Origin of the sequence: Echinicola rosea, assembly GCF_005281475.1 — a bacterium.
GTDB lineage: Bacteria > Bacteroidota > Bacteroidia > Cytophagales > Cyclobacteriaceae > Echinicola > Echinicola rosea.
The window spans coordinates 5525060-5550914 of sequence record NZ_CP040106.1; the positions used below are offsets into that span (position 1 = coordinate 5525060).

At 44.5% G+C, this 25855-nt stretch carries 15 protein-coding genes; 1 reads left to right on the forward strand and 14 read right to left on the reverse strand.

Annotation, left to right across the window (positions count from 1 at the left end):
• Window positions 1-95: 95 nt before the first annotated feature.
• The 11 genes from FDP09_RS21470 to FDP09_RS21520 all read right to left on the reverse strand — a co-directional run bounded on the left by FDP09_RS21470 (window position 96) and on the right by FDP09_RS21520 (window position 19220).
• Window positions 96-1424 carry a sugar porter family MFS transporter gene (locus FDP09_RS21470; RefSeq protein ID WP_137404555.1) on the reverse strand — a complete coding sequence of 443 codons (1329 nt, stop codon included), beginning with the start codon at window positions 1422-1424 and terminating at the stop codon, window positions 96-98.
• Window positions 1425-1459: 35 nt separating this feature from the next.
• Entirely contained in the window at window positions 1460-2497 is a 1038-nt protein-coding gene (locus tag FDP09_RS21475) for a LacI family DNA-binding transcriptional regulator (protein WP_137404556.1), read from the reverse strand.
• Between the two features lie 131 nt (window positions 2498-2628).
• On the reverse strand, window positions 2629-4155 hold the full coding sequence (locus tag FDP09_RS21480; RefSeq protein ID WP_137404557.1) for a sulfatase family protein: 1527 nt from the start codon (window positions 4153-4155) through the stop codon (window positions 2629-2631).
• Window positions 4156-4266: 111 nt separating this feature from the next.
• The gene (locus FDP09_RS21485; protein ID WP_137404558.1) at window positions 4267-5391 is read right to left on the reverse strand and encodes an ROK family protein; all 1125 of its coding nucleotides are present in this window, start codon (window positions 5389-5391) and stop codon (window positions 4267-4269) included.
• Between the two features lie 180 nt (window positions 5392-5571).
• Entirely contained in the window at window positions 5572-7899 is a 2328-nt protein-coding gene (locus FDP09_RS21490; protein ID WP_137404559.1) for a GH92 family glycosyl hydrolase, read from the reverse strand.
• 25 nt (window positions 7900-7924) lie between these two features.
• On the reverse strand, window positions 7925-11002 hold the full coding sequence (locus tag FDP09_RS21495; RefSeq protein WP_137404560.1) for a SusC/RagA family TonB-linked outer membrane protein: 3078 nt from the start codon (window positions 11000-11002) through the stop codon (window positions 7925-7927).
• Window positions 11003-11044: 42 nt separating this feature from the next.
• Complete coding sequence (locus FDP09_RS21500; RefSeq protein WP_222840307.1) at window positions 11045-12808, reverse strand: RagB/SusD family nutrient uptake outer membrane protein; 1764 nt, start codon at window positions 12806-12808, stop codon at window positions 11045-11047.
• A gap of 22 nt (window positions 12809-12830) precedes the next feature.
• Window positions 12831-15968, reverse strand: a complete 3138-nt coding sequence (locus FDP09_RS21505; protein WP_187328741.1) for a SusC/RagA family TonB-linked outer membrane protein — start codon at window positions 15966-15968, stop codon at window positions 12831-12833.
• Between the two features lie 31 nt (window positions 15969-15999).
• Entirely contained in the window at window positions 16000-17001 is a 1002-nt protein-coding gene (locus FDP09_RS21510) for a DUF4961 domain-containing protein (RefSeq protein ID WP_137404562.1), read from the reverse strand.
• The gene (locus tag FDP09_RS21515; RefSeq protein ID WP_137404563.1) at window positions 16998-17456 is read right to left on the reverse strand and encodes a DUF5004 domain-containing protein; all 459 of its coding nucleotides are present in this window, start codon (window positions 17454-17456) and stop codon (window positions 16998-17000) included. The genes FDP09_RS21510 and FDP09_RS21515 overlap by 4 nt, the downstream gene beginning before the upstream one ends.
• A 24-nt stretch (window positions 17457-17480) precedes the next feature.
• Entirely contained in the window at window positions 17481-19220 is a 1740-nt protein-coding gene (locus FDP09_RS21520; protein WP_137404564.1) for a RagB/SusD family nutrient uptake outer membrane protein, read from the reverse strand.
• 576 nt (window positions 19221-19796) lie between these two features.
• On the opposite strand from FDP09_RS21520, the gene lgt reads away from it, so the two are divergent.
• On the forward strand, window positions 19797-20648 hold the full coding sequence (lgt, locus tag FDP09_RS21525) for a prolipoprotein diacylglyceryl transferase (protein WP_137404565.1): 852 nt from the start codon (window positions 19797-19799) through the stop codon (window positions 20646-20648).
• On the opposite strand, the gene FDP09_RS21530 is transcribed toward lgt, so the two are convergent.
• Genes FDP09_RS21530 through FDP09_RS21540 form a run of 3 tightly spaced genes read right to left on the reverse strand, consistent with a single transcriptional unit; the run spans window position 20617 to window position 25854 of the window.
• Window positions 20617-22098: a sialate O-acetylesterase gene (locus tag FDP09_RS21530; RefSeq protein WP_137404566.1), complete on the reverse strand. Its 1482-nt coding sequence runs from the start codon at window positions 22096-22098 to the stop codon at window positions 20617-20619. The two genes, lgt and FDP09_RS21530, sit on opposite strands and share 32 nt — an antisense overlap.
• Window positions 22099-22125: 27 nt before the next feature.
• On the reverse strand, window positions 22126-23517 hold the full coding sequence (locus FDP09_RS21535; protein WP_137404567.1) for an SGNH/GDSL hydrolase family protein: 1392 nt from the start codon (window positions 23515-23517) through the stop codon (window positions 22126-22128).
• Window positions 23518-23520: 3 nt separating this feature from the next.
• Window positions 23521-25854: a GH92 family glycosyl hydrolase gene (locus FDP09_RS21540; RefSeq protein ID WP_137404568.1), complete on the reverse strand. Its 2334-nt coding sequence runs from the start codon at window positions 25852-25854 to the stop codon at window positions 23521-23523.
• Window position 25855: the final 1 nt, after the last annotated feature.

A 25855-nucleotide genomic window follows, 5' to 3' on the forward strand; every position in this document is an offset into this window, starting at 1 on the left:
AGGATATGGCACAAAATATTTGGTTTTTTGACGATGTGGCCATGAATTCTGACCGCATTACCCAATATCATATCAAGTCCACTTCCAAAACCAATTCAATATTTAATGAGTTTTCTTTCCAAGTCCTCCAAGGAAACACCTTTGGTCTCTGGCATGATGAAATGAGTAAATAAAAGCTGCAGCACCATAAGACCTGCAAACAATGCAAATACCATCCACGGAGCATAGGAATTGATCAATACAGCTCCAAACAGGGCAATTACAGCGGCAAATACATTTAGTAAACCTGATCCCCAAGCCTGCCCAAAAGACCTTACTTCATTTGGAAAAATCTCTGACAAAAACACCCATATTACCGCTCCCTGCCCGACAGCGTGAGAAGCTATAAACATGAGCATGAACACCAATTTGAATGTAGCCGGCATGGAAAAATAAAACCCGTAGGCGATAAACAGCAAACTGATTATATAGCCCACTGAGCCTATGTACATAAGAAGTTTCCTTCCTACCCTATCTATCAAATAGATTCCCATAAGTGTAAAAACCAAATTAACCAATCCAACAGAAACAGAACTGAGAAGTGAATCAGTAGTGGCGAGGCCTGCCTTTTCCAATATTTCGGGAGCGTAGAACAAGACAAAACTGATACCCGAAAATTGATTAAAAAAGGCCATCAAAAAGGATATCTTCAATACTTTATGATACTTGCCTGAAAACAGGCTTACGCTGGATTTATTACCATTACCAGAAATTAAATTCATTTGATCAAGGGTCTCGTTTGCTTCGCTTTCCGACATGGACATTTTTAAAATCCGCTTACCGTCTTCCTGTTTGTTCTGATTTACAATCAGCCACCTTGGGCTCTCAGGTACAAGGGGAATAAAAGCAGTAAAGAACAAGGCAGGAACAAATTCTATTCCCAACATCCAGCGCCAATCATTTTCCCCTCCATATAAAGACAATAGGTAATTGGATAAAAAAGCCATCAAAATCCCAAAAACAATATTAAACTGAAACAGCATGCCCAACTTCCCCCTGTCCTGGGCTGCAGCTATCTCTGAAATATAGGCAGGAGCAGCAATGGAACCTACCCCAGCTCCCAGTCCTCCAATAAATCGAAAAAAAGAAAATGAATAAGGGTCATTTACCAGGGCAGAACCAATGGCCGAAACGGTAAAAAAAACACCCACCCAAAGCACGGTAGACTTTCTCCCCAGGCTTTCCGTAGGGTAGCCTCCAAGTAGGGCACCCGCCACCGTTCCCCAAAGCGAAACGGAAACAATGAAAGTACCATGAAACCAATCCGAACTTTCCCAAAGGTTTTTGAGCGGGAGATTCACTCCTGAAATAACCACTGAATCAAAACCAAATAGAAAACCTACCGACGACACAATAAATGCGTAACGCAACAATTTGTTTTTCATAGGACAAAATAAAGGTTCGTGATCCCCATTCTATACTAAGATTTATCTTTTACAACTCTTTCGGTCGAACCTCTCAAGATCAAGGTCGTAGCCAAAGAAACCATGCGGTTGACCTTTTGCTTGTCATTATGTCCCAATCTATCCAATAGGGTATCAATAGCTGTCTGGGAAATTTCTTCTATAGGCTGAGCAATGGCTGAAATTCCCGGTTTATAAATCCTGAAAAGATCATGATCATCGAATGACACAACAGCCAGGTCTTCAGGAATCCTCAAACCCAAATTTCCTATGGCCTCCAGCCCACTGATCCCTAAATAATTGGTCCCAAACAACATTGCATCAAAATCCTGGTAATTATTAAGAATATCAGAGATTTCCTTCACATATTCGGAATGCTCTACACGAAATGGGAGAGGAAAAACATGGGCCTCCAATCCATTATCTTCCATCGCTTCCTTATAACCAATAATTCGATCTTCTTTCTCGGGTTTGTCAAGTGCCAGCGCAATAAAGGCAATCTTTTTAAATCCCTCCTTGACCAAATGGGTTACGGTATTATACATCCCTTCTTCGTTATTGACCATGACCACATCGGCAGACATATTTCGAAACTTCCGGTCCAACAGCACCACATCCATCCCCTTTTCCACCAAATCCCTGATATCCTCTTCCATCCCCATGGTAGGCGCGATAATACATCCGTCCACTCCTAAAGTTTGGAACATGGTCAAAAACTCTTTGGCCCGCTCACTATCATTTTCCGTACTACAGTAAACTATCTTATAGCCATTATGATGTGCTTTTTCCTCAATCTTCTTGGCAATACTGGCAAAAAATGGATTGGAAATATCCTCGACCATAAGGCCGATGATATTTGTTTTTCCTGTCCTCAGCCCCTTGGCTACCATATTGGGAATATACCCTTCTTCCTTAACTTTCTTCAATACCCTGGCTACCAGTTTATCACTGATCCGCTTTTCCTTGGCCTTGCCATTGAGTATAAATGAAATCGTGGTCGTGGATATATTGAGTTGTTTTGCTATGTCACTAATGGACACCTTGCTTCTGGCCATGGCATTTTGAATTAAACTTAAAATTATCTAAAAAAAATTAAATTAACCCTTATAAATAAATTTTAAACGCCTATACAAACTTCCATATAACGTGTAATTGGGACGAAATATCAATCCTTGCATTATCAGCCCTACTTTCTTTCGGTATCAAAATTTTTATTGCTTATTTCCCGAAATTCCTCCAGCGATTTATCATCACCATATTTCTCCATCAATGATGTTAGGTCCTTTTTTAGATGATCGACTACATCAGCATATTCTGGATTGTCAATTATATTATTTAACTGCCCTGGATCATTCTCATTATCGTATAGCTCCCACTCATCCACATTTAAATAGAAATGCGCCAGGGTATAGCGATCGGTCCTTATACCGTAATGGGGCTGTACATGGTGCCACATGGGAAATTCATAATAATGATAATATAGGCCATTTCTCCAATTTTCAGGCTCATCCCCCATTAGTATTGAGGCAAAACTCTCTCCTTGGGTTTTATGTTCTGTATCAATACCGGCGACATCCAATAGTGTGGCCGCAAAATCGATATTTCCAATTATGTCGCCACTTTCTGATCCCGCTTTTACTTTATTCGGATACCTAACTATAAAGGGCATTCGAAGCGATTCCTCATAAATAAAACGTTTATCAAAAAATCCATGTTCACCAAGAAAGAACCCTTGATCCGAAGTTATAACGATCATTGTATTAGCTGTCAAGCCATGTTCATCCAGATAATCCAATACCCTTCCAATATTGTCGTCTACCGATTTCACTGTAGCGAGATAATCTTTTATAAAACTTTGGTACCGCCACTTCTTGGTCTCTTCTTTACTCATTCTTTTAGGGGTTTCTAAGAAAAGGTGCTCCATTTCCATCTCGGTGTCCCCTGCAGTGTTTTCCCTTCCTGTATAATTGTCATCAAAGGTTGATGGATAGGGCATTTCAAGGTCTTTCCATAAATCCAAATAAATGCTGTCCCTCACCCAGGAGCGATGAGGGGCCTTATATTGCAACAACATCAAGAATGGCTTTTGGGACTTTTGGGTACTGTCTAACCAATCCAGGGCAAAATCTGTGGTAAGGTTGGTGGCATATCCCTTTGTATTAACTTTTTTTCCATTCTCATTATATACTGGATCCCAATAAACCCCCTGTTGTCCACCGATATGGTGATCATGATATTTGTAGGTATCAAAACCTTGTGGTTCACTATTGAGATGCCATTTTCCAAATAGGCTGGTTGCATATCCCGCCTTTTGAAACTCCTGGGGAAATGTCCATTGGCTGGCATCGAACGCTCCTCCTTCCCAATTTTTATAATAGCCGTTGCGGTGGCTATAGTCTCCTGTAAGGATCGCAGCCCTGCTTGGCCCGCAAATTGCATTTGTACATAGTACATCATGGAACAACATTCCTTCTTTGGCAAGCCTGTCTATATTTGGGGTGTCCGAAATTCCTTTAAACCGTTCATTATAGGCAGTAATCGCCTGAGTGGTTAGATCATCAGCCATTATATATATGATATTGGGACGACCATTTTTTTGCCCTTCCTTACTGCCATCATGCTTTTCTGCCTTGCAGGATTCAAAAACAAGACCAAAAAGAATAAATGCTATCAAATTTGATGGCCTAAGGATATTATGGATTTTATTTTTCATCTAATTTTTTATTCAATTCAGAAATTAACGCCCCCTTAACGTTTCGATTTCATAACGTGGGTTCCGCCCTACCCATTATTTACCGAAAATTCTTCATGGGACTAGTTATCATTAATTTGCCTGCGGATGCCTGGGAACTGTTTCCAGCTGACGCAAGGAAAATGCATAGGCCCCAATGGCAATGGCCCGATTGGTACCTAACCGCGACAGTCCAATGGGTATTTTCTTTTCTGGTCGATACCAGACTGTTTCGCCAGCACAAAAGGGCACCTCTATTTCATAGACCTTATCGGTGATGAAACGCGTCCAGGACTCCACGTCGTCCACATTATAAACTTGGGAGACAACTCTGGGGACCTTTTTGCCTTGATCCATCTCTATTAATCCATTCAAATGGCCCATGACCTTGGGAAGGACCAAAGAAGAAGCCCCTGCTATCCCTCCCCCAATCACGACTGGCGTATCGATCAAGGTCATCACATGCGCAAGGGATTCGCCGATTACCACCGCCATATTCTCAAAAGCTTGATGGGCTATGTTCTGCTCCCCCGGTGTCCTGCCTATTGCAATATCAAAAATATCTTTAGGGCTGAGGTCCCTTTTTTCTCCTGTACTGTCTTTATAGAAATTTATAATCGCCCGGATACTTACCGATTCTTCCGCAATCAATTTTTGGTTGAGCAGATTTCTGGTCAACCAAATTTCTCCTGAGGCAGAATTGTCCCCACGACAAAGTTGACCGTTTATGACCAATCCTCCACCAAAGCCGGTCCCCAAAGTGACGCCAAACAGGTTTTTGTATTCCCGATCAATTCCCAAAGTTTTCAGCTTCTCGTTGATCTCGGGTAAAAAACCTCCCATGGCCTCTCCATAGGTAAACAGGTCACCATCATTGTTGATAAAAACCGGAAGGCCAAAAATGCCCTTTAACATACTTCCCAAAGCCACCCCTCCCCTAAAGGCCGGAAAATTCGGAGGGTCACCAATAATGCCGTTCTTATAGTCTGCGGGACCTGGAAATGCCATACTGATCGCCACGGGAGGATCTGACAACAAATCCATAATTTGCTTGAACACTTCGCAAATGGTCTTTAGGCATTTTTCCAAATCATCTGCATGGGATGGTCGTACCATTGGGCCTATAATTTCATTTCCCGCCTGATAAGCTGAAAAAACAAACGTGGTCCCTCCTGCATCCAAGGTCATCACCACCCTTTCATCACTATAAATGTTCATTTTTGTATTTAAATGGTATGGTTGTGAATTTTTGATAAAAAAGGCTGTGCCATAACAAGGGATATCTTACCAAGCCCGGGCACACCATAATCGGTCAAATGGAAATTGATTGAATGCACCATTCCCCATCCCTTGAAAGCATGGTGATTCGCTTTTCCATTTTTCTCCTTCTCCACAGGCTTACTGACGGGTTTCAGTGGTAAAGGAAGAAGACTTTTCCAATTCAGAAAGTGAAAACGGCCTGTCTTCTTTGGCTACAGCGCGTGTCTTGTTAGGGCTACTCCCCATCATGAACAATAGCTTTCCTCCATTGACAATCTGGGAATAGGTAATGTAGTTTTTGGTAAACAGCTGCCCGTTCAAAGTAGCAGATTGGATATAGACATTATCGGCATCATTCTTTCTTGCCTCCACCACGAATTCCTTTCCATCTTCGAGTGTAAGGGTTACCTTTTCAAACAGTGGACTTCCAATCACATACTGGTCAGTCCCCGGACAAACGCTATAAAAACCCATTGCACTCAATACATACCATGATGACATTCCTCCCTGATCCTCATCCCCCGGAAAGCCTTTTGGCGTAGGATGATATAGCTCCGTCATAATTTTCCTGACCCTTTGTTGTGTTTTCCATGGCTGTCCTATATAGTTGTACAGGTAGGCCACGTGCTGCACTGGTTGGTTGCCATGGGCATACTGTCCCATATTGGCCAATTCCATTTCCCTCATTTCATGGATCACTTCCCCATAATGCCCCACATCATATACCGATGGCATGGAAAAGAAAGTATCCAATTTTTTGGTAAACGGCCCCTCTCCTCCCATCAAATTCACCAGGCCATTGATATCATGAAAAACGGACCAGGAATACTGCCAGGCATTTGCTTCGGTAAAAGGGTCCCCCCAAGCGATGGGGCTGAAATCCTCTCCCAAGGCCCATTCCCCGTTCCTTTTTTTGCCACGCATAAATCCAGTCCCCGGGTCATAGATGTTTTTGTAATTGTACATCTGCCGGCCAAATATCCGCGCATAATGTTCATTGCCTATGGATTTGGCGATTTGATAACCACAGAAGTCGTCATAGCTATATTCCAAGGTTTTGGCAGCACTTTCCCCAACCACCTTATAGGGAATATAGCCCAGTTCAAACCAGTCTTTATGGGCTTCCCTTCCATTGGAACCTCCCCAAGGTCCTTTATTGGTAATTTCATGGAAATAGGCTTCCAAGGCCTCTGTTGCATCAAAGCCTCCCACTCCCTTGACATGTGCATCTGCCAAAAGGGAAATCGCATGGTTTCCGATCATAATACCCGATGTACCGGGACAGGACCAAGTCGGCAAGAATCCACTTTGCTTCTGTGCATCCAAAAGAGACTGCATATACCTTGCCTGCATGGTAGGATGTAGTATATTGCTCAAGGGAAACTGTGCCCTGAACGTATCCCAAAACCCATTATCGGTATACATATAGCCTTCATGTATTTCACCATCATAGGGACTGAAGTAGTATGGTTTACCTTCTTCATTTATTTCAAAGAACCGGTGGGAAAATAGGTTTGCCCTAAAGAGACAGGAGTAAAACGTGGCACGGTCTTTTTCATTTCCCCCTTCTACCAATACCCTGCCCATCAATTCATTCCATGTGTCTTTTGCTTCCTTTTTGGTCTGGTCCAGGTTTTCATGATCTTCTAATTCCTGCTTCATATTAAGATGCGCTTGCGCTGGACTTATATAGGAAGAAGCTATTTTCACCTGTACCACCGTTCCCGGTTTGAACTGGACAAATGCTCCCTTACCATCACCTTCGGCATTCTTTGCTCCCTTTTGGACACTGTTTTCCTTGTTTTCCCAGGTACCATACGATAAAAATGGCCGGTCAAACTGCAGTTCAAAATATGCCCTGAAATTATCCGGTACCAGCAGCCCATTGTTCACCCATCCGGTGATTTTTCTGGACTCGGGATCAATTTTAATCGAACTTTGCTCGGTATATCCATCCAATACCAAAAAGGCTTCCTCTCCCTTTGGAAAAGAAAATCGCATATGCCCTCCTCGGGTAACCGGAGAGATTTCGGCCTTGACCCCGTTGTCCAGCTCCACCCTGTAATAATGGGGACGGGCAGTTTCATTTTGGTGATTAAAAGCCGTAGCGCGTTCATTTTCATTTACCACCAATTCCCCAATAACGGGCATCAGGGAAAAGGTGGCATAATCATTTACCCAAGGACTGCACTGATGGACTTGCTGGAAGCCACGAATGGTTTCCGCTTTATATTGATATTTCCATCCATCGCCATTCTTACCGGTCTGTGCGGAAAAAGAATGGACAGGAAAAGGCATGGCGACTGTAGGATAAGTATTTCCATAACTCAGGGACCATTCTGAATCGGTTCCTTGCCTGGTATCTACCAAGCTCACCAAATCCGGTGTTTTTTTGGGAGCAGTGAAAGCACAATTTAGGATTGCCAGACAGGCCAAAAGGCTCAGTTGAATAGGTTTGATATTCACAGGTTTTATTTTTTAATGAGTAATGTTAGAAGGTAATCTGCAAGCCCAGATTCAGCACCCTCTGGTTCAAATAAGCATCCCCAGCGGTATTGGTACTGATCTCTGGATCCTGCTGGTATTTATCATAGCTCGTCCAGGTAAACAGGTTATAGGCATTGAGGTAAAACCTGGTTTTGTTGATGCCCCATGGCAACTTGCTGGCAGGCAACTCATAGCCGATATCAATGGTTTTTAGTCGGATATACCAAGCATCAATCAACCAAAAATCAGATGGATAGGCTGCACTGCTGTTTACGGTTGTCGGATTGGTGGTCAACCTGGGGAAAGTAGCCGTATCCGCAGTTTCTGGAGTCCACCTTTCTAGGTGAATTGGCTGAAACTGGCTTTTAAAGGACTCTATACCTGTCCCCACTACGCTAAAGCTGTATCCAAAAGACCCTTGAAACAGGAAGCTAGCACTGATACCCTTATAGAAGAAATTAGTGGACCAGCCCAATGTGGTATTGGGAAGGTTGGGCATGCCAATGGGGCCTTGATCAATATTATCCAAAATCCCATCTCCATTCAGGTCCTTGTATTTTAGGTCGCCGGCCTGGACAGGAACATCATTTTGGGGAACAGCGACATTGTTGTTTGGATCGGCATCATTCAATGTTGCAATATCCTCATCTGTATAAAACCCTTCAAAGGTATATCCAAAGGGCTGTCCTATGGACTCCCCCGTTTCTGCTAACCAGGGATAGGCCTGCTGGGCCTCTGCCTTGTATAAAATTTTGTTTTTCGCATAGGAGAACACAAAATTCGTACTGATTTCCAAGCCCTTACGATTGTAAAAACGATACCCTATCTGGCCGTCAAATCCTTGATTTTGGGTCTCGGCAACGTTGGTCGGTGCTACCCCGACCCCCAACATAAGCGGGATATCCTCCTTGGTCACCAATTGGTCAAATCGGTACTCATGGAAATAGTCAATGGTAAAGGTCACTCGGTTGTTGAATAGGTCCCCGTCAACGCCCACATCAAATTTCCTTGACTTTTCCCAAGTAACATTGGGATTGCCCAGGTCACCTTCATAAATAGTTGGATAGCCAATGCCCGCTGTCTCCCCTAGCGTATAGCCTCCCCCATTATAATATACCTGTCTGTAAAGATACCGGTCTCCAGTGGTCCTGTCCGAGCCCACCAACCCGTAGGACATCCGTAACTTCAATAAATCCACCTTGGGAAACTTTTCCTTAAAAAAGGGTTCTTGCGAAATGCTGTATCCAAGCCCCAATGCAGGGAAGAAGCCGTAGCGCTCACCGCTCTCAAACCTGTCGGTACCATTATAGCCCAGGTTAAAATCAATCAAGAATTTATCCTTATAGGTATAGGCCGTTTTAGCGGTAAAGCCCTGGAAATTATTCGGTACTGCTGCCCACGAAACGGCGGTGCTGCTCTGGCGGTTGAATAAAAAGGTACCGGCTACAGAGTGGTCCTCATCAAAGGTATTGCTGTAATTCAAAAAGGCCTGCAGGTTGATATTTTTTGAACTGTAATTTTGGTTTCCCAAAACGGCATAGGTACCGTAGGCATAATTTCCCCTCGGATCGATCGAATAGGTATCGGATTCAGGATCATAATGATAGGTAGGGTACGAGCTCCTGAATACCTGACGGTTGTTTTCTTCTATGCTGGAATAAGCAATTCTTGCCTCAGCACTCAAGCCTTTGGTAATAAAACCAAGGTCCTGGTCAAAGCCAAACAAAAAATTCATATCGGTCCTTCTTGTTCTGGAATATCCCCCATTGGCTATCCTTGCATTGATGGTAGGCAATTTCTCATCAGTGTCATAAGCATAGGTATAGGATCCATCTGGGTTAAGTGGAGGAGCCGAATAAGGTCTGATTTTGGCAAAATTATATATTTCTGAAACCACATTCTGTCCTCTTGGTTCGTTGATATTCATAAACCTGGTGGTCACATCAAGCCTAAGGCTGGTAGTTTTGGAAACATCAAAATCCAGATTTGTCCTATAATTGAACCTGCGGTAGAAATAATTGTTGTTCACCTCATTATTTGGATCAGAAAAATCCTTCACCAGGCCATTCTGGCTGAACGCACCTCCATTGATAAAGTACCTAAGTTTATCATCCCCACCTGAAATATCCAAATTGGCATTTCTTTGTGATGCAAATTGCTTAAATACCACATCATACCAATTCACATCCGGATGGCCATATGGATCGGTACCGTTTTTGAACGCCTCTAGGTCCTGTTCGTTGAAGGGTTCATTTAGACCATCGTTCCTATAGGCCTCGTTCACCAAAGTGGCCGTATTATATGCGTCGAGAAAGGAGGGGCGCCTGACGGGAGTCTGAAACCCTTGCTCCACCCTAAGGTTGATCTTTGGTGCTCCCTTTGTACCTCTTCGGGTCTTTACCACCAATACCCCATTGGCTCCCTTTATCCCATATATAGCGGTTGTAGAGGCATCCTTTAGAATGGAAATACTTTCTATTTCGTTGACATTGATCTGGGAAAGTTGGTCATAGGAATACTGGATATCGTCCACGATGATCAAGGGCTCATTTCCCGCCGGATTCAAGGAGCTCACCCCACGTATGAAGAAATCCGATGCATCCCTGCCGGGCTGGCCGGAGCGTTGTTGACTGAAGAAGCCCGGCATTCTGCCCTGTAAGGTATTTTGTACACTTGGAGTGGGGATATCCCTGATATCCGCCCCCTTTACCGCACTGACCGCACCGGTCATGGTGATACGCTTGGCTTCTCCAAATCCTACCACTACTACTTCATCCAATGCCGTTTCGTCCATCTGCAATACCACATCCAATTGGGTCCTGTTTCCCACCTCAAATTCCTGGGGAAGGAACCCTACAAAGGAAAATACCACCACATCCCCGGGGGCCACATTAATCCTATAGGTACCGTCTATCTCGGTTGTGGTGCCGTGGGGATTTTCCCCTTTTACCACTACAGTAGCTCCGGGAAGTGTCTCCCCATCAGATGAGCTGACAGTCCCGCTCAATATGCTATTTTGAGCCAAGGCAGCAGAAGCAACTCCGCACACCAGCAATAGGCATAATTGTATAATCTTTTTCATCATCACTTGATTTAAAGCCTTGTAAATAGTCCTACCTGGATTTTACCACCCTGGATTTTGGACCATATTTTTATTGTTCAAAATCTCAGAATAAGGAATAGGGTAAAAGTACCTTCTCTCCTCAAAATCCAATTCCAGTAAATCCACCTCATTCACATTAAAACCTGTAGGTGTCTTTACCAGTACCAGTCCCCTAACCGGGTTCTCCGCGCTATAGACTTCCGTTGCTTTTTTCCATCTTCTGAGATCCCAATAGCGATGCTCTTCAAAGGCAAATTCAACCCGCTTTTCATTATGGATCACCTCCCGCATGGCTTCTTTGGTCAGCCCCTGGGGCAGGCCAAACCTTCCATCGATTCCCGGATCTATGCCGGCCCGCTCCCGAAGGGTAAAAATGACCTCCTCTACCTCCGGGGTCGGTCCGGAAACCTCATTCTGGGCTTCTGCAAAGCTTATCAATACTTCTGCATACCGCAATTCGATCCAATTGTGCCTTACATTTGCATAAGCATCCTGGTTTTCGAAATTGCCCATGAACTTTCTCATATAATAGCTCGTCTTGGTTTTTTGACTTGCCCCGTTTGGGTTGTCCTTTCCTCCTTCAAAGGTTTCTATTTCTTTGTTTAGCCACGTGGCGGCGTTATGGAGGATGGTTGCCTGAAGCCTTGGATCCCGATTTTCATATGGTCTAAAGGGCAAATAACTATAGGCGGAAGTAGGGTCATCAATGCGCTTCCCGTCTTTCATCAAAAAGGCATCCACCAAGTTTTGGCTGGGACTGGTCCTTCCCTGGCCCAGGTTGTTTCCGGAGTATCCTACAGGTCCATTGGTTGCCTCTATATTGGTATTATTCCCCCCTTGTCTAAAAAAGATGATTTCCGGATTACCGTCAGTTATAAAAACATTCTTAAAGCTTGGATTCAGGGAAAAGTTATGCCCATAATTGTCCATAAAATACCTGGCAGCATCTGCCGCCCTCTGCCAACGCTGGGCGTCATACTGGGCATATCCCAATAATACTTTCTCATCTGCTGACTGTCCTATATTCCCACCATTGAACAATGGGCTTGCCGCATAAAGCAATACCCTGACCCTTAGGGCCGCTGCTGCTTCTGCGGTCACGACATGGGCCTCACTGGTAGGATCGGCCAGCGGATAGGTCCTGAGTCCATCTTCAATATCTTCCAACTCCCATACGATATATTCCAAGCACTCCTCGAAGGAATCCCGGGGCAATTCCAGGTCATCTTCCAGGCCCAACACCTCATCACCTATCAGCGGCATCCCCCCAAAACGCTTAAGCAGTTCAAAATAATGATAGGCCCTTATAAACCGTGCTTCATTTTTCCAGGCTATGTTAAGCGGCTTACCATTGCCGAAGGTATCCTTCAATGGGACCCTGTCAATATTGGCAATAAAAACATTGGCCATTCTTATTGCCTGATAGTTGTTTGCCAGGTTCATTACCGAGCCAATGGTATTGGTCTGGGTATACCTTCCCATTGCCAGGCGGTCCACATCAGATTCATTGATCGTGGAAGACATGGCATCATCGGTAGCTGCATCGAGATAGTCACCCCCTACCCTATTGTGCCTATTGTACAGGGTACTATAAATCGCAGCCAAGTTTTGTCTCGCCTGAATGCCAAGTGAATCTGTCGTGGAAAAAACGAAGTCCTCTGTAAACTGTTCCACCGGTATGGCCTCAAAATCCTGTTCGCAAGAACTAAAGGCCATTATTGTTGCACAAAGGCAAACCACCTTCAATCCATCACATAAACTATTTTTATAAAGTCTTTTCATCATTAGGTTGGTTTTGGGTTAAAGCTTAAAGTTTGATATTGAGACCTCCGCTGATCACACGCATATTGGGATAATTGGTAAAATTGGTTACCTCTGGATCCACCAAACCGTAATTGCTGAAAGTAAAAAGGTTGGTCGCATTGGCGAATATCCTCACTTGGGCATTGGCTATTTTCCTTGAAAGGGCAGGTGGCAGCGTATACCCTATACTTACGTTTTTCAACCTAACATAGTCTCCGTCCTTGATCATATGGCTACCAGTGGCAAAACCGGGGCTGATATTGTACAGGTTTCCTCCCGCTGTCAACCGGGGATGTGTTGCAATATCCTTGTTTTCCGGCGTCCATCTGCCCAAGACGGTTTGATATGCCTGTCCGTATTGCTGTCCATACACTTGGAAACCGGCCTGCAGCACATCATTGTTGATATTGATCTCACGGTTATAAGCACCTTGTAGCAGGAAGCTAAAATCAAATCCTTTCACATTGAACCCGGCCGTCAGGCCGAAAAACGAATAGGGCTTTAGGCCTGCAATGGCCGTATGATCAAATTCATTGATCAAACCATCTCCGTTAAGGTCCTTATATTTCATGTCCCCCGGTTTCACCTCATAACCTTCAAACAACGCCGCATTTTCTATTTCCTCTTCAGAGGTAAAATAACCATCGGCAACATACCCATAGGTAGCTCCCACCGGTTTCCCTGTCCTTCTGCGGTACCCTTCCTCTATATCCTGTTCATCCATATAGATTACCTCTGATCGGTTTTGGGTCCAGTTGGCCGTTATAAAATAATTGAAACTGCCATAATTATTCTGATAGGTCAGTGCCAGTTCCAATCCTGTCCGCAACTGCTCACCAATATTTTCCACTGGAAATTCAAATCCACCCAATGCAATCGTCTTTCCCCTTATTTGGAGCATGTCATAATAGAAGTCATGGTAATAGTCTCCGCTAAATGACAGATGATTGTTCCATAGGGCCAGGTCCATCCCTACATTTAGTTTATGGGCTTTTTCCCAGGTTAGATTGGGATTGGCCATTGGATTGTTTTGAACGGTGGCCGTTTGATTAAACTCAGAATACCCCTGCAAATAGGTATAGTCCGTTACACTGTTGCGGTAAGATTGCCGCCATCCATAGTATCCAGCATTGTCAATACCACTGCCTGTCTTTCCAAAAGTCCCCCTGACTTTCAATTGGTCTATCAAGGCAGAACTGGCCAAAAAGTCTTCTTTGGCAATATCCCAGCCCAGGCCAAAAGCATAAAACCCGCCACTTTGCATTCCTGGACGATAGCCATTGTATTTGCTGTAAACAATGGCCGCCTCTGCCATGTATTTCTTGGCAAAATCATATTTGGCTTTGAAGGCTCCATTGAAGGGTTTCCTTGGCAGGTCGTAATTGATCGTTTCTACTTTTTTGTCCGCAAACAGTGTCCCGGTCACATGATGCTTTCCGAATGTCCTGTCATAGGTCAAATCCAATTGCCCGTACCAACTGTTGTAGGTGGAGACAGGGGTATAACTATTGGATTGGGCCTGGTTGCTACCATAGGCGGTATAGGCCCCGTCCTCTTCAGGGCCCTCTTCTTCCAGCAAATACTGATATACTATGCTCCGTTTGTTTCTGACGATAGCGGACTGGGCCTGGGTAGAGACATTGGATGAGGCACTCATGCTCAAGCCCTCAACAAAATTGTCAAAATCATAATCCAGCTTGATGTTCACCATAGCGTCTTTGCTGTAGTTTGCTATATAACCTGAACTCACCGTCTGGGCCATCAGGTTATTGGTAAAGGAGGCGTTGCCTCCAAACGAACCATTGGGGTTGTATACAGGGTAGGCGTTATTGGGCGTCCTGAAGAGATCATTCAAAATATTAAAGGCGCCTGCCCCGGGCTGGTTTCCATCTTCTATCCTTCCAAACAGGGTGGCATTGACCGTAAAATCATCCGTGACATCCACATCCACACTTGAGGTAATCAGGTACCTGTCGAAGTTTAGATTGGTATTATAGGCATTGGCATCCGAGGTGGTAAAATGTCCCTGTTGGTTCATATAACTAAGGCCCACATAATACCTTGCCGATCCTCCTGCTCCATTTACATTGAGGTTATAGGAGGATATGGGTGCTTCCTTTTTTAGCACTTCCTCATACCAATTGACATCTGGATGGGTATAAGGAGAAGTACCGTTGAGGTATTTCTGAAAATCGGAAGAAGTGTATGCTGGCAATTTCCCATCATATTGCAAGGCCTCGTTTAGCATATATGCATACTGGTAGGCAGATAAGGGTTTGGGAACGTTCATTAGCCGCTGCATCCCTCCCTGGCCTGTAAATGACAGTCTGAATTTATCGTCCCGAGGCTTTTTGGTCTCTATTAACAATACCCCCCTACTGCTCCGCATTCCAAGCAAAATGGACGACAATGCATCTTTTTGAAGGGTAATCGACTCCACATTTTCGGGGTCTATGGAATACAGATCCCTTTGGATACCATCTATGACGGTCACCGGACTTTGGCCACGGGCATTGAGCCAAAATTGCTTGTTATCACTTGGTGTCCCTCTACCCTTTACGGGAATATTCCCGATAATATCAGCATTGCTGTTACCGCTTGTACTGGGATTCGCCATTCCGGAATACTGGGTTATATCCAAGCCGGTTATCCTTCCAGGCAAAGCATGCAAAACGGTACTTCCCAAAGTGGTACTGAGCTGGTCAGTATAAACTGCTGAGGACGCCCCCAAATAAACTTCTGGATCGGTATCGTCATAAAGTACCTCCATCCTTTTGGGGGACTTGACAAAACGCTCCATTAGGTATATGGCACTCACATCTGCCTCCCTGGATCCTGCTCCGATTTTTTTTCGGACCACATAATAGCCCTCTTGCTGGAAGCTAAATAATCCATTTACTTCTTCATCCAGGTAAATGACCCCATCTTGATTGCTGGTACCCATGACATTACCGTTCATATCCTTCATTTCCACTCCTATCAAGGGGTTACCATAATCATCCATGGTGATTATTCTGGCACCAATCACAGTCGTACCCGCATCATTCGTGTCCTGGGCAAGCATGGTGTGGGGCAAAAGCACACCAAGGACCATGAGGGTTACCGCCTGCTTTATGTATCTTATAAGAGAATCCTTATTCATTTTCAAAATCATTTGGTCATTAGTGGTTTATTTATTCGCACTTGAACGTATATACAAAGGGACGTGGAGACCCCCCTTCTTCCTCATCCTGTAATTCCACAGATCCATCCGCATTGGTAAAAGTGTATTCCAGTCTCAGGATGCTTTCATCTTCTGGCACCCCATAGAATCCTGCCGGCCAAAAAGTCAGGCTAAAGGTCCTTCCAAAAGTGGATGCTTTCATCATTTTTGATTTTGAAGTAGCATCGCATACAGCATATTCATTCCCTTTATCGGTGATGACCTTGGAACACAAATAGATTTCTTCATATGGATCCAAAGGATTATCCCCAATGTCCCCTTGATACCTCAAGGTCACGATATCATCCTTACTGGCCGAAAGTGGCTGGGCAGAATTAAAATGCAGCTCACAAAAGTCGGTCACATCCCCTTCTCCATCGGTCACAGATATACAATCTGTAAACTCTACTTTGAAATGATCTGTATCTTCGCTCAAACCGTCATTGGTATGGTTTACAAAGAATCCCAATTTCACTCTCAAATTATCGGGCCCTATCTTCGTCGTTATGGCAATGTCGGCCGTAATATCTTCCCCATTGGCTACGTTATAGACCCTATCGGACCAATAGGCGACCCACTCCATATCGTCCAGTACATTGGGGCCAAAACCGTATTTGGCCTTGATACCTTGTGACCAAGTCACGCCGCCCCCGTTTTTCGGAAGGCTTTCCGTAGGGATCAAAGACATGTTCATTTCTCCTTCATCGATACTACTGGTATAACTGACAGTGGTATTTTCGGAGGCTTTCCAGCTTTTAGGTACCAGGTACCCAATCACCAATCTTACGTTATCACTGTTGTCGGCAGCATCCACCCTTACTTTCATATGGAAGGTTGCCTCTTCATTGGCCACTACCGTCTCAGGATATTCTATACCATCCAAAAAAAGGCACATGGTGAGCAAAAAGGCCACTATGGCAATCAGCACATTGGTATAAACCCACTTTTTATTTATCAACCGTATATACTTCATTTTTTCACTCGTTCTAGTACGTACTCATATGCATTATTGGAACAGCCGGGGCTAAAAGCCAAGCGGATCTCACGATCGCCATTCGCTATCGGAAAGTCAAATTCGGTATTCACCTCTTCCCCGTCTGACGGAACCATGCTGATATAAAATGGGTATTGGGGATCATCCAAGAACCATTCACCGTTGTCCTTCACCAAAAAAGGAAGGTAATTACTGACCTGATAAGTATGATCGGTAGAAAAAACAATCCTGAACTGGGAAAAGTCCATCATTTCGGTAATATCAAGATCATTTCGAAAGGCCTTTTTTATTTGCCATTCCCCACTGATATCCTTGACACTTTCTTCGATGGTTTCCTGTTGGCTTTCACTATTCAGTTCCAAACAAGAACCAAAGGTCCAGCTGCACACCGCACAAAGCAGTACATGCTTAAGTATTCTGAGTGTATTTTTCATTTTGGGTAAATTGTAGATTTCTGATCAATAGTAGGGGTTTTGAACAAGTTCGGGTGATTTGGCCACCTCATCATAAGGTATGGGCCAAAAGTATGCTGCCTTTCTGAACACATGCTTCCTTACATCAAAGTGATTATAGGTCACCGTGCTGCCGTTTCGCTGAACTTCCATGCCGGTTTTGGTCTGATTTCCCACCTCCTCGGCAATCATCCATCTCCTCACATCCCAAAACCGGTGACCTTCCAAGGCCAGCTCTACCCTTCTTTCATTACGGATGACTTCCCTCATTTCTTCTTTGGTCAACCCGGAAGGCAAGGCATAAGGATCCAGCCCGGCACGCATGCGAATAGCTTCCAAGGCACTATATACCTCTGCATCTGGCCCCAAATATTCGTTTCTAGCTTCAGCAAAATTTAACAGTACCTCTGCATAGCGCAGTAATGGCCTTGATTGGGGAACAGCAATGAACCAGTTGGCCGCCGTTGCTTTATGCAGGAATTTTTTCCCGTAATACCCCGTTGGTGTACCGGTAAATACGGCATCCTGTCCCTGTGGCTCTCCATTATAGTTCCCGGTATAAATATCCACCGGCACATCCGGCGTTCCTGCATTTCTCAATGGTGTCTGATCGTATACAATGGAATTGTAAAAACGGGGATCCCGTCCAGCATAAGGGTCACCGGGATCGTATCCTGAAGACGGATCTGTAATGGGTTTTCCATTGCTCATGCCAAAAGCATCCACCAGTTCCTGGTAAGGGAACCCACCACCTCCACCTCCACGGGACGGGGGATTGAACAGTTGCTCCCTATAATTGCCATGACCTTGCTTGATTTCAAACAGGGTACCTATATATGCACCTTCTGCTGCAAAATCACTGGCCAGGAACAATTTGTAAAATCCCAGCCCCGGCGCTGTGGCATTGTCCACAAAAAGATCAAATTCCTGAACGGCTATCACTGCCCTGGCCGCTTCCCAGGCCATTCGCCATCGTTCCGGATCATGATCGGTATAACCGACCAATTCCGCTTTATCATCACCAAATCCACTTCCATTGAACAATGGACTCGCTGCATATAAAAGAACCCTTGCCTTCAAGGCCATACAGGAACCTGCACCTGCCCTCCCATGGTTACGACCAGATGGGCGGTTGGGCAGATCCAACGCTGCAGCATCGCATTCGGCAACAATATATTCCACACATTCCGCAAAGGTATTTCTTTGGGCAAGGATCTCATCCGGGGACTGGAACACCCTATCACCAATTAAGGGAACACCTCCATAATGCTTCAGTAGAATACCATAATACCAAGCCCGCAGGAAACGTGCTTCTGCTTTGAGCCGTGTCTTTAGACTTTCATCCAGCGGTGCCTCGGGCAAGTGCGCCAAGAACTGGTTCACCTTCCGTATATTGGAATAGCCTACCCTCCAAGGGGCATCATCTATTATAAGCGGGTTTACCGTTCCGGTAATAAACTGGATATCCGTCGTAATCGAGGACAAAATACGAGGTTCTGCTTCATCTGTGGCCGTCTGCAGGCCCCCACTCCGGATCCCACCAGCTCCGAAACGGCCAGGATCTTCCGAAAAACCGACTCCCGTGTAAATGTCCATCAGAAAGGACATGGTAAAAGTACTGTCGGAAAAAACGGTTTGCTCATCCAGGTTCGTCGTTTGGGTCTCATCCAAAAAGCTTTGTTGACAGGAGATCATTCCAATACACAAACAGCAAACACTAAGTAAGGGTAAGTAATTGTTCTTCATAGGGTTCATTGTTAACTAATTCGTTTTAGCAAATCTAAATATGTTTAATGAAAAAAACCAAACTAAAATAAAATAATTTTGATTATTACATTTTTTACAGAAAATAAAGACTTTATTTAAATCATTATAAAAACTATCTTTCCCAAATTTTATTATTTTCAAAAAACATTGACTTTTATAAACGGGGATAATCTTGGCTTTCCAAAGTGCTACTTCAAGTATTTCTATGATATAAATGTACTGGAATGGCATTTTTAAGGAACAACACCAAAAAAAGAGGAGATTTAACAGAATATTCGTATAAAAAAACGATTGGAAAAGTAAGTCAAAATGTATGTATAATTAAATAAAATAGCCTTTATAAGAAATTAAATTCTTAAAATAAGTGAAAAATATGTATAAAAATAGGATTAAAAAAAATATATTTTTATTAATGAAAATCAGTTTAATTGGTAATTCGTTTTAGCTTTTTAACATATTTCATCCAAAATCGAACAAAAATCCCTAGCTTTAATGGATATATCAGTTCCTTAAATTCCTCTTATCAAGGGAAGACCTTCAAATAACTCCCCCGATATGCCTTTCCATGTTCACGCACATATATTTTGGAACCCCGACACAATTTTGTTCCACCTCCCCAATATCGGCGTCTCTTTATATTGGTATGGATTCCTGTGGGCACTAGGGCTCATACTTAGTAGGCAAATAGGAAAGTTTATCTTTCTCCGTGATAAACGGTATATGGAAAGCCTGCCTACCTTGTTTTTCTATATCGTGATACCGGCTGTACTAGGTGCCAGACTTGGGCATTTTTTATTTTACGATCCAGCAATATTTTTATCCTCCCCCCTGAAAATCATCACCCCTCCCTTTTCGGGCATGGCCAGTCATGGAGGTGTAGCAGGGATCATAATAGGCGTTCTTGCCTTCTGCAGGATCCATCGCTGGAACTATCTTTGGGTAATGGACCGGTTGGCCATTGTAGCTTTAATCCCCGGGGTTACGATCCGGCTTGGTAATTTGGTCAATTCTGAAATTATCGGAAAGCCTGCTGACCTTCCCTGGTCATTTATCTTTGCTCAAGTTGATTTTATTCCCAGGCATCCGGCCCAACTTTACGAAGCTATTGCATATTCAACGCTCTTTTTTGTCTTTTTTTGGCTATGGAAAACCCAGTCCAAAAAACTTGGAAATGGTTTTTTTCTGGGAGGAATCTTGGCCACCTTATGGTCGGTAAGGTTCGCTATCGAATTTGTAAAGGAAAACCAAGTACCTTTTGAAGAGCAACTACCCCTTAATATGGGACAATTGTTGAGTATACCTTTCGCCTTGCTGGGGCTCTGGTTGATCCATTACTCCTTCCGGAAGGGACCCGATCCTTATCACTCCCTTATTCCTAGTCGGGCTCCTGCCAATTATCTGTCCTGAACGGCACCGCAGGAATGCCTTCTTTATTCTCCAAGTTCGTCACAGGGTAATTGGTAAACGCATAGCGCACAGCAACAGGACGCTTCACCTCCTTTGAACTGAGGAGGATCCGATTTCCTTTTATTACTGCTTTGGCGGGATAAAACACCTGGTCAGCTCCAGCAACTTGAAAAAATCTGGGCGGCATCCCATCATTGGTCTGCAAACCACTTTTTACGGATTCCGGTTCGAAACTTACCAGTGCTTTCCCTTTTTCAAATTTGACATCCCTAAACTGCGGGCCTTGATAGTCCACCTCTAATCTCCCATAATGTCGGTTTAAGGCGGTTCTTGCCAATCTCAGCCCGATGGGTTTCTTGTTTTTGGGATGGAGGTCCTTGGCCTCCCCTACATCCATGGTCACCACCATTTCTGTATTGGCCAATGCCGTTACTGCTTCCTGGGCTTCCCTGAAGAATGCATAATCTGCCAATTTCGGATCTTCCAAATCATAAAAGAACGGGGCCACCTGTACCAAATAAAATGGCAGTTCTCCCTGGGCAAAAGCGGCCCGCCAGCTTTTGATCATAGCTTGGGTCAGCAGCGTATAACTTTCCCGTTCGTGCCTGTTGGATTCTCCCTGATACCAACAAAATCCGGAAACCGATAAATTCTTGAACGGATGAACAATGGCATTGTAAAGCAGATATGGCCTTGTGACCTTTTCAAAACTAAATCCCCCATCGATTTTCTCTTTTGATCTATCGGATTGCAGGTACGGTTGTAAATACTCCTTGTCCAGCAAAGGATCGGCAGCTAAAACTCTCCTGGGAACATAGGCTTGCGCTGCAGAAGCACCAATACCCGTAAAAACCACCCCCACAGGTATGTTCAGGTCTTCATGCAATTTACTCCCAAAATAATAGGCCACAGCAGAAAACTTGCGGACAGAAGTGGAGTCACAGCTTTTCCACTCCCCATTTACATTATCTATGGGGACATTGCTAAAATTCAATCCAGCATAAAACAACCTCAAATTGGGATGGTTGGCCTTTTTGATTTCCTTCTCGGCATTGACCACCTCATCCATTCCAAATTGCATATTGGACTGTCCACTGCAAATCCAGACATCCCCGATCAATACATCTTCCAATTGAACGGTTGTTTCATTACTGTCGAGCCGTAGCCAGTGAGGGCTAAAATCCCCTCTTTTTGCCTTGGGTACGGGCAAAATCCCCATAAACCTACCGTATGGATCAGCAACAACTTCAACAGGACTGCTTGCCCAGTCTGCTGTAATCCGTACAATGGCACCTGGCTGGGCATTTCCCCAAACCTTGAACGGCTTGTTTTGTTGTACGACCATATGATTTCCCAATGGATCTGCAAAAGATAGGTCCTGCGCATAGGTAAACGCACTTATCAAACAGAAGACGGCAGTTTTAAAGACTATTTTGAAATAGCTATACATTGCGATAATAAATTTGCTCAATGAATTTTAATTATTTTGGACAGGACGGATTTCAACCTTCCTTTTAATAGGCCGATTCACCTTGTAGATCACGTCCGCCACGGTTTCCAGTTGTTCTTCATAGGTTTTCCGGATTTCTTCAAAGCGCATGGCTTCATAAGTCTCCATTTTGCTGCGGGCAAAACCATTTTCTTTGGAAATCTTCCTGGCCGCCTCTACCGCATGTTGATCATCCTCAAACAACATATCCAGGTCCTTGAATACGTTATATTGCACCCAATGATATTCCCGGATTTTGTTATCGATATTCCGGATGGTATTGGCTAAATTCATCACGGTCCATGCCTGTTTGTATTGGGGTGTGGTTTTGATTTCTGCCAAGTTGATCCCTTTCGCAAAAGCTGCCCCCTTCCATTTTCCAATCGACTCTCCGTCAATGAGCACCTCATAATTTTGATCAGCGGACAGGTTTCGGACCTGAAAAATTTCGCGGTTAAAGGTTTCCATAAAGGGCACTACCTCTAATGCCAAGGATTGCTTCTGCTCGTTTCCCCACATCTTGGAAACGGTATCTACCGGATATGGCAGCGACCTGGCCAGGTAGTCAAAACTGAGGCCTTCCCCATCTACTTTAAGGTTGGAAATCGTCGCATTTTCTTCTTTGATAACTGAGCTGCTCTTGTGATCGAGGTTAATTTCGGCCACTGGGGCTTCCAACCCCTGTGCCTTCAAAAAAAGATGGGCCATGACCAAATGTCCTCCGTTACCTGGATGGATTCTATCCGGACCGGTTATGGTAAATGCAGGGTCTTCTTTTTGCCCTTTCAGGTTAATTGCCTGCATTGGGTAGTACAAATCCACAAAATCCCAATCCTGCTTTGCTGCTTCTTCTTTCTGAAAAGCCACAATCCGTTCCATGGCCTTGCTTTTTCCGGAAAAATGGTTGTTTTCATTCTCCATGGTTTCATCATAGGGAGAAGAACTCATGATGATTTTCCTCAACTTGGGTGCTGCTTTTAGCTGGCCGACGATTTTTTGAAAATCCTGATAGGATTTCTCCACCCGCTCATCTGCGAATTCACCTGGGTTATCCCCATTGTATTCAAAATACCCGGTATCATTCATCCCAAAGGTGATCACGACGGCATCTGGATCCAATGCCAAGGCATCCGACTCCAGGCGATCATGGATCTGACCAGACACATCTCCACCAATCCCTACATTCCTGATCTCAACCCGTCGATCAGGAAAATGTGTCATATAATACAGCCAGATATAAGTTTCATAATACCCTGCTTCAGTAATGCTGTTTCCCACAAAGGCCACCTTATCCCCTTTTGAAAAAGGTTCAATGGTCTGGGACATGGCGGTCCCGGCGACCAAAACAGCCGCTAACGTTAAGATAACTATTTTTTTCATGGTTTATTTTAGGTTGTAATTGGGTGCTGCTCCCATGACCAATTCCAGTTCCCCTCCTGCTTGGATATCACTAAAATCAATAAACGGGTGTTTCAATTGTTTGCCGTTCAGTTTAATTTTCTGAATGTATTTGTTGTCTGGGCTGTTATTAATGGCAGTTACCGTGAAAGTCCTGCCCTTGGCATACGTAGGGTCCAGCTGAAAACTGATCTGGTCAAACACCGGACTGGTGATATCCACCCTGGTGTCTCCGGGACATACCTGATACAGTCCGGCAGAAGCCAACACGTACCAAGCGGACATTTGTCCGACATCTTCATTCCCTACCAGGCCTTCCACACTGTTTTTGTAACCACGCTCACAAATCAGTCTGGTCCATTTCTGGGTCAACCAAGGTGCTCCCAGGTAATTGAAAAGGAAAGGCACGTGATGAACAGGTTCATTGGCGTGGTTATAATATTCGTTCCACATCAGGTTTTCAGGCGCCTTTTCAAAAAAATTGGTCAAATCCTCCCTAACTGCTGCTTCCCCCCCCATCAGGTTGATCATTCCTTCGATATCGTGCGGCACAAACCAGCCTTGCTGATAGGCATTGCTTTCAATGCTTCCATACCACTCCAGTAAGCGTCCTTCTGCGGGCCAAGCTTCAAAACTCCCATCCTCCTTTCTTGGCCGGAACCAGGCAACTGAGTCATCAAAGATGTTCTGGTAGCTTTTGGACCTGTCGAAAAAGGTCTTTGCTATACGTTTCTCTCCCATATCTTCCGCCATTACTGCAGTACACCATTCTGTATAGGCATATTCCAGGGTATGGGAAATACTTAAGCCCCCTGGGGTATATCCCCTTTTCCCATTGCCAAACCTTTCACCAGAATTGACCATGTACCGAAGCGCCCTTTCGGTATCAAAATCCCGAATTCCTTTACGGTAGGCATCCGAAATAACTGACACTGCCGGATTTCCGATCATGCAGCCGCTGTAAGCATTGAGCAGCTCCCAGCGTTCCAGGTATTCCTTTCCACTTTGTTCGGCCATGGTCACCAATGAATTGATCATATCGTTGACCAACACTGGATTGATGATGGTCTGCAAAGGAAACTGGCTGCGAAAAACGTCCCAACCACTGAAAATGGTCCGCTTGGTAAAGTCACTGGAACGATGTGCCTGGCCATCAGCTCCCATATAATTTCCATTTACATCCTCATACATCCGCGGATCTATCATGCTATGGTAAAGGGCTGTATAAAATACCGTTTTCTGTTCTTCAGTTCCTCCACGTATGGCCACCTTCGAAAGTGCGGTGTTCCAAAGTGCTTTTGCCTTATCCTTTGCCTTTTCAAAATCCCAGTCATTGATTTCTGCTTCAAGGTTGTTTTTGGCCCCTTCCATACTCACAAAGGAAATTCCCGTTTTCACCAGGATAGTTTCATCTTCCGTTGTTTCATATTCTGCAAAGAACCCCATATGTTTTCCCTGGGCTTCTTTCACCTTTCTTTCTACAACAGCTTCAGCTATTCGTTGCTGGTAACGCTCACTTTCTATCGCTTCCCTTTTCCTGCTCCAGTCCGATGGAATATCCGCTTTCCAAACCCCATACTCCTTAAATGGCTTGCTGAACTGGGCATGGAAATACACGGTATAATCGGAGCTCCCCTCACCATTTCCCCATCCCCCGCCTTCTGGCGGACATTTCATCCATCCACGGATGGTATGATCATCCACTACCTCCAACCGTTGTAAGGTAGAAGTGCCGCCGACCCTTCTGGCCAAATCAATCTGGATACGGGACTGTTTTTTTTCCGGAAAGGTAAATTTCAACATCCCGCTATGGGGGGCAGCCGTCATCTCGGCCTTTATATTGCTTTCGGTCAAATCAACCTTGTAATATCCCGCTTCCGCATGCTCACTGGACTTGACACAGGCAGAACGATATCCATCCTGCGGCCGGTCCATCGGGCCTGCTGCGGTCTGTAAATCACCTGTAGTGGGCATCACCAAAAAATTCCCAAGGTCACCATACCAGCCTACCCCGCTCATCTGTGTAAAGGCAAATCCTTCAATCGAAGTATGCTCATAACTGTAGCCCGAACCATTGTCCCCACCTGTAATGGTATTGGGACTTACCTGTACCAAGCCATATGGTGTAGTCGCCCCGGGAAAGGTTTTTCCAAGCCCATGATAGACCCCGGCAGCATCAGTACTGGTACTGGCCCCAATAAAAGGGTTTACATATTGCACTGGCTCAAGCGCTTCGGTTTTTTGCAAACTCATTTGGGCAAATGTCGGAATGCTGAGCACTAGCATGGCCATGCCCATTAGCTTTATTCTCAAGGTCATT

Excerpts from the sequence above, each read along its gene's own strand:
- FDP09_RS21540 (WP_137404568.1), bottom strand. The coding sequence starts at position 25,854 with ATGACCTTGAGAATAAAGCTAATGGGCATGGCCATGCTAGTGCTCAGC.
- lgt (WP_137404565.1), top strand. The coding sequence starts at position 19,797 with ATGCCTTTCCATGTTCACGCACATATATTTTGGAACCCCGACACAATT.
- FDP09_RS21510 (WP_137404562.1), bottom strand. The coding sequence starts at position 17,001 with ATGAAGTATATACGGTTGATAAATAAAAAGTGGGTTTATACCAATGTG.
- FDP09_RS21505 (WP_187328741.1), bottom strand. The coding sequence starts at position 15,968 with ATGAATAAGGATTCTCTTATAAGATACATAAAGCAGGCGGTAACCCTC.
- FDP09_RS21515 (WP_137404563.1), bottom strand. The coding sequence starts at position 17,456 with ATGAAAAATACACTCAGAATACTTAAGCATGTACTGCTTTGTGCGGTG.
- FDP09_RS21475 (WP_137404556.1), bottom strand. The coding sequence starts at position 2,497 with ATGGCCAGAAGCAAGGTGTCCATTAGTGACATAGCAAAACAACTCAAT.
- FDP09_RS21530 (WP_137404566.1), bottom strand. The coding sequence starts at position 22,098 with ATGTATAGCTATTTCAAAATAGTCTTTAAAACTGCCGTCTTCTGTTTG.
- FDP09_RS21520 (WP_137404564.1), bottom strand. The coding sequence starts at position 19,220 with ATGAAGAACAATTACTTACCCTTACTTAGTGTTTGCTGTTTGTGTATT.
- FDP09_RS21500 (WP_222840307.1), bottom strand. The coding sequence starts at position 12,808 with ATGATGAAAAGACTTTATAAAAATAGTTTATGTGATGGATTGAAGGTG.
- FDP09_RS21485 (WP_137404558.1), bottom strand. The coding sequence starts at position 5,391 with ATGAACATTTATAGTGATGAAAGGGTGGTGATGACCTTGGATGCAGGA.
- FDP09_RS21470 (WP_137404555.1), bottom strand. The coding sequence starts at position 1,424 with ATGAAAAACAAATTGTTGCGTTACGCATTTATTGTGTCGTCGGTAGGT.
- FDP09_RS21480 (WP_137404557.1), bottom strand. The coding sequence starts at position 4,155 with ATGAAAAATAAAATCCATAATATCCTTAGGCCATCAAATTTGATAGCA.
- FDP09_RS21535 (WP_137404567.1), bottom strand. The coding sequence starts at position 23,517 with ATGAAAAAAATAGTTATCTTAACGTTAGCGGCTGTTTTGGTCGCCGGG.
- FDP09_RS21495 (WP_137404560.1), bottom strand. The coding sequence starts at position 11,002 with ATGAAAAAGATTATACAATTATGCCTATTGCTGGTGTGCGGAGTTGCT.